Origin of the sequence: Bacillus sp. V3-13 (assembly GCF_002860165.1) — a bacterium.
Taxonomy (GTDB): domain Bacteria; phylum Bacillota; class Bacilli; order Bacillales; family Cytobacillaceae; genus Bacillus_BJ.
The window spans coordinates 51,663-60,041 of sequence record NZ_PGUZ01000014.1 but is presented as its reverse complement, the minus strand read 5'-3'; the positions used below and the strand labels follow the sequence as shown (position 1 = coordinate 60,041).

Here is an 8,379-nt window from a genome sequence, read left to right as displayed (position 1 = left end):
GGCTCAATCAGCTGCCAAGGAAAATTTTAGACTATCAGACACCGGATGAGGCGTTCACGCAATCTGGACAGTGTGGCTTAAGCCACACTGTCCAAACATTGCCACCTATCCCTTAATGGGGTGCGGTTTCACTAAGTGTTGCATTTAATATTGCAATTTACGATTTAAATACTTATCTTATCTTTCAACTTTCCAACAAAACCAAAAACATTAATCTCATAGAGACTTCAGGGCTCAAATGTAGAAACTTTTCCGTGTCCAGCACTGGATGGTAACCTTCCTATAAGTGGTTTTGAATCAGGACCTAAATCTCCTATGATCTCAAGAGCTTGATTCCTGGCCTGCTCATATGTCGCCACTTTAGACAATGAAAAAAGTTAAGAGACCTTGAAAAGAGTTTCAAGGTCTCTTAACTTTTTTATCAATTCATGGGTTTGTTGAATCTCATCGTCATTGTTTTTCTGCAATATATTTTTCAATGATTGCTTTTGGTCTTTCTCCCTCAGTTATAAGTCCCAAATTCCTGTACTCCCAAATGATCTGTTGCTCATATGAATCTACTTCAGATAAATCATTATAATTGTATTCGATATCAAAGTCTCCGGTATGATCAAGTGTGAAGGTTAGATATGTCCATTTTTCTTGTTTTTGGTTACCAAACTCTTCCCAAATTTCAGTAAAACAGTCATATAGTTCATCTTCTAACTGCTCAAAGTCATCCTCTTGAAGATTAAATTTCTTTACGATATCAAGACTATAGACAGGCACGGTTTCCCCTTCTGGATAAAAATAGAAATATATTTGTCTTGAATCTTCACTGACTTCTGCATAAAGGTATATTTTTTCCCAAGGTACCGGAATCATGTTATTCAGTATTTCAACCGCATTTTGATACAATTGTTCCATTCCCTTATCGTCCCTCTTTATTTTACTTTAACATCATCTCCAGTTTATCAAGCTCTACAACAAGGGGCTCTTCATAGCTTTCAATTAAATTAGTGTCAAAGTATGCCCGCAAAGCCCCTTTTATCTTAGGATCTTTACTTAAATCCCCATAGTTATTTGCATCTATTGTTTCCAATAAATCTTGTAATCTCTTTAAAAGCGTGTCTAAAAATGGGTGTTCCCTTTGTTTCTTTTTTGCAATAACAAGATCTATAACCCTTTCGACTTGATTTCTAAGTTGATCCTTTGGTTCATTTTCCATTACATATCTCCGTTTTAAAGTTCTGGATAACTTCTAATTTCTTAGGAGAATGAAAGAGCGCTTTGGAACTGTGCCCTATAAGATTTCGTGTTGAATAAGAACTTTCTTATTTCACTTTATATACTCGGCTTCCCATCTTTCTTGTTTTTCAACAGGACTAATTTGGGAAAGATCCTCATAGCCATAATTTATTTTCATCTGACCTGTGTTATCTAGAATAAAAGTTAAATTCGTCCACTGTTCCTGTTCTTGTATTTTAAATTCTTCCTGCAATTCAGAAAAAAATCCATACAGGTCATTTTCTAATTCATCAAACTCATTTTCATTAACAACAAATTTCTCAGTAATATCAAGGCTATATACTGGCTCAACACCTGATTCAGGATAATAATAGAAGAAAACTTTTTTATAGCCTTCTCTTAACTCAGCGTATAAGTAGATTTTATTCCATTCTTCAGGGATCATATTCACTAATGTGTTCGCAATTTGCTGATAGAGTTGCTCCATTTTCTTAGTTTCCATCTTGATTACCCTCTATATAGTTGGATAGATTCAATATGTTTTGTTTCCAATCAAGCAAGAAGTCGACGATTTCACTGTGTCGTAATGGCATATATATCACCCTGATCATCGATCGTGAACTCCCGCAGTAAAATTTCTCCGCAGTCTATAGTAAATAACATTGACTTCCCCATTTATTCATAAAAACATTGCTCAGGTCTATACTTTTACTTCTGGTCTATAAGTTGTTGATTATAATTATTGAACACGTTTTTCGTGGTACTGATTACGGACAGAGGATCACCATGTGAGACCAAAGTCTGTTAATTCTTGCAAGTATCTGTAGTTACTCAGAATGCAATAGATATAATGTATTTACCTTGCGGATAGCATCTATCACCTTTAGTAAGGCAACACAAATCATACTTAAACAGGATTCTTTAATCCGTTAATAAAAAGGTCAAAACTATCTGCAATTTTATAAGTATTTTCATCTTCATTCGATTGTGAAAAATAAAATGAATGGTCCCAATAATATACACCACAATGCTCTGGGTCAGTTATTAGAACAATCAATCCAGAACCAGGATCGTCACCAATTATCAAACTCTGATCCAACATATCTTCCTCAAACTCTTCATGGCATCTTTGCAAATCAAATGTTTGATCTACATCTATTCCATATAAGACATCTAAAGGAATCTCCTGATTTAATTCCTTCACAAAGAATTTACTATATCTAACTTTTGAAGTTCCTCCATTATATTTTCGCAAGAAGGTTTTATAATCTTCTGGAAGCGAAAACCCTAAATACTCTTCCAAATTCCGAATATCGACTTCAGTTGCTGCACCAAAAGGATTTATATTCATTTATCCCACTCCTAATTAATCTTCTGACTTCCTAGCAAGTGACATACCACCCTTATGTCGAAACCTCCTATGCAACTCTTTATTTATTTCTTGCATAGTGGTTAAATCTTCATGATGATGCCATGTGTTTTTATCCGATTTAGGCCCATTCGGTGCAAGTTCATCTGCTAATGCAAAATCTGTATCATATTTTTCAAACTTACCGATCTTAACTTCTTGTATTACCATTCCCGCGGATTTAAAATCAGGAAAGCCACCCGGATATGAAACTCGGTTTGGAGGAATCTCCCAATCAATATAAGTCCAAATTCCCTCACTATCGATTTCGATTATACCACCTTTTGCTAACCATTTTTCCGGGTCACGAGAAAAGGGTGGTTTTGTAGCTAATTGCTCTTTTGTAAACTTCAATTTCTCAGGTTTTTTACCCGTATTACTTACAACTCCAACCGCGTCACTCTTCCCACCACTCACTATCCGCATAACCGATTCCTTAGCATCAGCAAATACTTCTCTCATTGAACTCTGTACTCTGCCATATCCGGCAAGCTGCGGTTGTAAGAATGCTGGTACAGGCATGTCGCCTATCTTTTTAAATGCTTTGTCAAACCATAATTTTGTTGCCGTTAACGGTCCTTTGACAACGTGGTTGTAGACAACCTTAAAAGCATCGGAAACCTTCTTCGGATTAAACACATTGCGCATTCTGATAAAGACTTCCGAGTTTTTCGCGAGGGATGTCAGTCCACTGATGGAGGCTGCGCCAATAACAGCTTTTCCTCCTTTAAAGGCTGTTTTCCCAACGACCCCGACCACCTTTGCCGGCGGGAAAAGGGTAGCTAAAACCATGCCGGTGGCAAGTGCCCGTTCTCCAGCTGAAAGCTTTTCGCCTGTGATCGGGTCATATTCGGCGAAAATCCGCTGGACATCGTACCATCCGACCACTTCAAGAAGAAATTCGCCGATCTCTCCGGCCAGCTTTTGATCGGCCTCTCTCATCCCGCCTGCCGTCATTTTGATCAAATGTTGCGCTTCGTCCAGTTTATCCTTGTATCGCCTGATCGCTTCCTTGAACTCCGCTTCAAGATCCTGGATCCCGCCAGGCAAAACGCCTGGAAAGTCAGCCAGCAGTGAGTTGAAGTGCCAGGTTACGGCGTTAAGAGCTTGACTGCAATCCCTCTCCGCTTTGCCAATCTGATCCGCGAACTCCTCCAGGTCATCCACTTTGATCTGGATCCGGGTCATGACAGGGCCTCCACTTTCCTGTGCAACTTTTTAATTTCCGAGGCAACTTCACTTACAAGTTCGTCCCCTAAAGCATCAACCTGATTGGCTGTCTGGTTCAATTCACCAGCGATCAACTCATAGGCTTCACGCGACTGGCCCTGCCAATTGGCCGCATAACAGCCATGGGCACTTCGATAAACTGCGACTCCGTCTTCGAAATGAGCAGCAGCTTCTCTAATATTGGACTTGTAACCTTGCAGGATCTCTATCATCCAAAGATACTTTTGACGTTTCGCTTTTCTCTCAAGCTGTTCCAAAAGATCTAAATCCATGGCAACCTCCTTACTTCATTCCGATGGCATTAAACCATTTAATTCCATAAGTTGATGTTACCAAAATTACCCTTGTCACTGAACCGACTTAAGTACCGAATCCAATTTAAAAATTACTCTAAATTAGCATTGGATATAGGTCTAAATAACTGCAAGAAGTACTTCGTAGCTGCTTCAGCCATAGATGAATCTAAAATCCTAATAGCAAGAAGATATCTTTGGATAATATCACTTGGTGGAAGTAATTATATAACTCAACTTTTGCACACGGAAATACCGAATAAACCCTTAATATATGCTACCATTGTTTTAAAATAACTTATAACGCGTTCGCAATTCGCATCAGTCGAGGATCTTCAGCGAGTAATCGAAATGGGTATAGTCCAAGGATTTGCCTCACAATTTGAGCGCCTCGACGGTCTTTTGGAAGAGCTTCAGTAGATAAGATAAAAGGTATCAGGAGTTGTTTAAAACAACTCCTTTCTTTTTTACTAACGGCTTCAATAAAGATCCATCTGTTTTTTCGTTGTATAAATGAGCGATAATACGTATTTGAAGAAAGGCTCCGTTTGTTACCGATTATTGTGTTTGCCCATCCGCTTAAGGAACCTGTTCATAAGCAACGGCAAGGAGGTCAAGATTGGCGGGTCATCCTGACGAGGTTTATTGAGGATAACCTCTTGCTTCACAACTCTTCCGTATGGAGTCACGATGAGAGGCTTGTGGATGTGAGTTCGAAGGGTCGCATAAGGAAGAAGAATATCGGTCTCCTGAGAACCCCAGGGAACGGCTGTTGCCATCAAATAATAAGTACCCGGCTTTACGCCTGTTATAGAGAATGCTCCTGGGCCGGGCATTAAAGTACCTCTCATAGGGATGCCTTCCGGGATCGGTTTTGCGAATAAACCGATGAAAATGACTCCCTCAAACGGAAATTTCGTACGAACGGTTCCTTCAACAGTTCCGTATTCACTCGGTTGAGGCTCGATCTCCCGCCAAACTCCTAGTTTTAACAGAGAATTCATCATTGCGGCTGTATACGGTAGTGAATGCCGAAATTCAGACGGTGTTACGCCAACACACTTCGAGAATCGAGTCGTGAAGGTGCCTAAGCTTTGCTGGCCGATCTCCAGGCCGATATCGCGTATGCTTAAGCCGGTGTTTATTAGCAGATCCTTCGCTTTCTGCAGCCGTAGCGCAGACACATAATATAGTGGCGACAGTCCGACCTGCTCCTTAAACATCCGTGAGAAGTGATATGGACTGTAGGCAACGTGTTCTGCCAAACGAGCCAGCGTCAATTGATCGTGCAGATGCGTGTGTATGTAAGCGACGGCTTCGTCTATCTCCAAACTCCGCTTCATCAGCATAATGTCCCCCTTTAGACAACCGAAAATCCAACAATATAAAGCTTGATAATTAGAAAAATAATAAATAACTGCGATGTGGTGGCCAGGAATTCTCAGACCCTCACTTCCGTCTCCGGAAAGATGCATATGCAGATACTTATCAAGTATTAAACTTATCCTGCTCGTCAGCAAAAATAAGCTGTATGTCGAAGTCTCGTGTTTGTGTCTGTTACAGTAAACAGACAAGAGTTGACTAACATATGATTCTTATTCGACACCATATTCTCATATTCCTTTCTGGTCTAGATAGTGGATCATTGTTTGAATACCTTCTTCTTGAGCAATGGTCATTATGTTTTGGAAAGAAATAAAAGTTTAATTATACTTCTGCCCAAGGGCAGAGAAGACAATATTTTACCAACATTTTTCTATACCCATCTTGCTTCGCAAGTACTACTGATCGGAGAAAATCAGTAATAAATTTGTTCGATTTGTTTATCCAAAATAGCAAGCTGTAATCTCCGATCGGGCCAGCGCGATGACAGGAACCATAGCGAACCTAACCTGCGGCTCAATATGGATTAAACCGAATACCTCCTTGATTAATTAGGGAACATTTATTCCATTAAAGAGCGCGATTGTTTAACATAGCTTTGCTTTATAACTCGTTTGCTTTTCATCCATGATTGGGTATAATAAAATTAAGATTAGACATATATTTAAAAAAGACCGTCGGTGCTCTAACACCAATACGGTCTTGCAATAGCAGGTTCCCTGGTCAAGGGGATCGTAAAGCGCAGATAATCCACCTGAGCGGGTTAACTCAAAGGTGGATTATTTTTTATAGTTATTAAATGACAGTACAGCAACGATCAGGCTTGTAAAAGTACAAGCAAGCATCAAAGCCTCAAAAACTGTCATACAGTACCACCCCCTTTCGGTATATAAAACCATGAACGTAAATCAAAATTCATAGCGCCCCTGCCTGGCTGCACACATAAGCACTTAAAAAGACCACCAAAACATGTTGGTGGTCTGCTATATCTTCTATTATATCTCTCACAAAGGGGAACTTTTTTAAATAGTTACATGTCGCTGGTTCGGCTTCGTTTTCCGCATCTTATAAACCGCAATCAGCAAAATAAACCAAACAGGAGTTACGAACAGGGCGACACGAGTGTCTTCCGCAAGTGCCAGCACGACGAGAACAAACGCCAGGAAAGCAAGGATCAAGTAATTTGAAAATGGATAAAGTGGCAATTTAAATTTGTTCACTTTCGCTAGATCTGGTCTTGTTTTACGGTATTTCAAATGGCTGATGATAGTAATTCCCCAGATAAAGATGAAACATACTGTAGAAATACTTGTAATAAGCGTAAATACTCCTTCTGGCATTACATAGTTTAAAACAACGGCAATTAGAATAACGACAGTTGAAAAGAACAATGCATTGGATGGTACTTTGCGGGATGTAAGCTTTGTAAATGGTACAGGTGCATTTTTTTCTTTGGCAAGTGAGTATATCATCCGGCTTGTACTGAAGATCGCGCTGTTACATGCAGAAGCTGCGGATGTTAGAACGACAAAATTGACGATACCAGCAGCTGCCGCGATACCAACCGCAACGAAGACTTGTACAAATGGGCTTTCCATTGGGTTGACGGCGTTCCACGGATAAATACTCATAATGACAATAAGTGCGCCAATGTAGAAAATTAAAACCCGTATAGGGATATTATTGATTGCTTTTGGGATCACTTTTTCCGGGTCTTCTGTTTCACCCGCTGTAAGTCCTACCAGTTCAATGCCAACAAACGCAAACACAACCATCTGGAATGAGAGGATAAAGCCATTTATGCCATTTGGGAACATGCCTCCGTGGCTCCATAGATTGGTGAAGCTGGATGCGCCTGAATTGGTGGAAAAACCTTTGATAATCATAAAAATACCGATAACAATCAGCGCTAAAATCGCGATGACTTTAATTAATGCGAACCAGAATTCCAATTCGCCAAAAAGTTTTACCGTTGCAAGGTTCATAATCAGCAATATTACGAGCGCAATTAATCCTGGCATCCACTGTGGTACTTCAGGAAGCCAAAATTGGGTATAGAGACCAACTGCTGTTAAGTCTGCCATTGCGATTGAAATCCAGCAAAACCAGTAAGTCCACCCGGTGATAAATGCTGCCATGTTGCCTAAATAGTCGTTAATAAAGTCAACAAAAGAATGATAATTCAAATTGGTTAAGAGCAGTTCTCCAAGTGCGCGCATGATGAAAAAGCAAATAACGCCTGTAATCATGTAAGCAAATAAAATCGATGGTCCTGCTAAGTGAATAGATTTGCCTGCTCCAAGGAATAATCCCGTTCCGATTGCCCCGCCAATCGCTATTAGTTGCACGTGCCTGTTTTTAAGGCCTCTCGACAATTGTTGTTCCTGCATATTATTTCCCACTCTCTGCTTTTCTAGAATGTTTGCTTTTTTTTGCTAATCATACATTTTTTTTAAAACTCAACTTTGGCACCTCGAAAAGTCCGGTAATAGGCTTCAGTGATTTACTCTAGTAAGTTTCAGATTTTTACATTACGTTTTTTCTAACCTCAACACCATTATGCCATATAAAAAAATCTGTTAATCCACCTCGGGGCGGATCAAGGGAATTGTTAATACTTTTTATCTTATCATATAGTTCTGTTGATCTAACATGTGTATCATTTCCATAATTTGATGCTACCAAAATTAACCTGGCCACTGAACCAACTTTAGAACTCTAATAGAGCTGTCGTAAGCAGATCGATATTCCCAATATAAAAAGCCCTTGAAATTCAAGGACTTTATTTTCCGGCATAGTTAAACGGTTCCTAACCAGTCTGTTTACCCTGGAGAAGCA

At 39.7% G+C, this 8,379-nt stretch carries 9 protein-coding genes; all 9 read right to left on the bottom strand.

What is annotated here, in order from left to right; genetic code table 11:
- Positions 1–450: 450 nt before the first annotated feature.
- Positions 451–906, bottom strand: coding sequence for an immunity protein YezG family protein (locus CU633_RS06070; RefSeq protein ID WP_101658832.1), 456 nt, complete (start codon positions 904–906; stop codon positions 451–453).
- Between the two features lie 22 nt (positions 907–928).
- On the bottom strand, positions 929–1,207 hold the full coding sequence (locus CU633_RS06065; protein ID WP_101578095.1) for a hypothetical protein: 279 nt from the start codon (positions 1,205–1,207) through the stop codon (positions 929–931).
- Positions 1,208–1,318: 111 nt separating this feature from the next.
- Positions 1,319–1,729 (bottom strand): immunity protein YezG family protein, encoded by a 411-nt coding sequence (locus CU633_RS06060; protein ID WP_101658831.1) that lies wholly within the window; start codon positions 1,727–1,729, stop codon positions 1,319–1,321.
- Between the two features lie 405 nt (positions 1,730–2,134).
- Positions 2,135–2,578 carry an SMI1/KNR4 family protein gene (locus CU633_RS06050; RefSeq protein ID WP_101658830.1) on the bottom strand — a complete coding sequence of 148 codons (444 nt, stop codon included), beginning with the start codon at positions 2,576–2,578 and terminating at the stop codon, positions 2,135–2,137.
- 15 nt (positions 2,579–2,593) lie between these two features.
- Positions 2,594–3,823 carry a pre-toxin TG domain-containing protein gene (locus tag CU633_RS06045; protein ID WP_101658829.1) on the bottom strand — a complete coding sequence of 410 codons (1,230 nt, stop codon included), beginning with the start codon at positions 3,821–3,823 and terminating at the stop codon, positions 2,594–2,596.
- Positions 3,820–4,137, bottom strand: coding sequence for a DUF5082 domain-containing protein (locus tag CU633_RS06040; RefSeq protein ID WP_101658828.1), 318 nt, complete (start codon positions 4,135–4,137; stop codon positions 3,820–3,822). Before CU633_RS06040 ends, CU633_RS06045 begins: the two co-directional genes overlap by 4 nt.
- Positions 4,138–4,709: 572 nt before the next feature.
- On the bottom strand, positions 4,710–5,501 hold the full coding sequence (locus tag CU633_RS06035; RefSeq protein ID WP_101658836.1) for a helix-turn-helix domain-containing protein: 792 nt from the start codon (positions 5,499–5,501) through the stop codon (positions 4,710–4,712).
- 819 nt (positions 5,502–6,320) lie between these two features.
- Complete coding sequence (locus CU633_RS23605; RefSeq protein WP_374703348.1) at positions 6,321–6,407, bottom strand: putative holin-like toxin; 87 nt, start codon at positions 6,405–6,407, stop codon at positions 6,321–6,323.
- Between the two features lie 156 nt (positions 6,408–6,563).
- Entirely contained in the window at positions 6,564–7,931 is a 1,368-nt protein-coding gene (locus tag CU633_RS06030; RefSeq protein WP_101658827.1) for an amino acid permease, read from the bottom strand.
- Between the last annotated feature and the right edge of the window lie 448 nt (positions 7,932–8,379).

Bases quoted from the DNA above. Each gene is read 5' to 3' on its own strand.
- CU633_RS06045 (WP_101658829.1), bottom strand. From the start codon at position 3,823: ATGACCCGGATCCAGATCAAAGTGGATGACCTGGAGGAGTTCGCGGAT.
- CU633_RS06060 (WP_101658831.1), bottom strand. From the start codon at position 1,729: ATGGAAACTAAGAAAATGGAGCAACTCTATCAGCAAATTGCGAACACA.
- CU633_RS06040 (WP_101658828.1), bottom strand. From the start codon at position 4,137: ATGGATTTAGATCTTTTGGAACAGCTTGAGAGAAAAGCGAAACGTCAA.
- CU633_RS06070 (WP_101658832.1), bottom strand. From the start codon at position 906: ATGGAACAATTGTATCAAAATGCGGTTGAAATACTGAATAACATGATT.
- CU633_RS06050 (WP_101658830.1), bottom strand. From the start codon at position 2,578: ATGAATATAAATCCTTTTGGTGCAGCAACTGAAGTCGATATTCGGAAT.
- CU633_RS06065 (WP_101578095.1), bottom strand. From the start codon at position 1,207: ATGGAAAATGAACCAAAGGATCAACTTAGAAATCAAGTCGAAAGGGTT.
- CU633_RS06035 (WP_101658836.1), bottom strand. From the start codon at position 5,501: ATGAAGCGGAGTTTGGAGATAGACGAAGCCGTCGCTTACATACACACG.
- CU633_RS06030 (WP_101658827.1), bottom strand. From the start codon at position 7,931: ATGCAGGAACAACAATTGTCGAGAGGCCTTAAAAACAGGCACGTGCAA.
- CU633_RS23605 (WP_374703348.1), bottom strand. From the start codon at position 6,407: ATGACAGTTTTTGAGGCTTTGATGCTTGCTTGTACTTTTACAAGCCTG.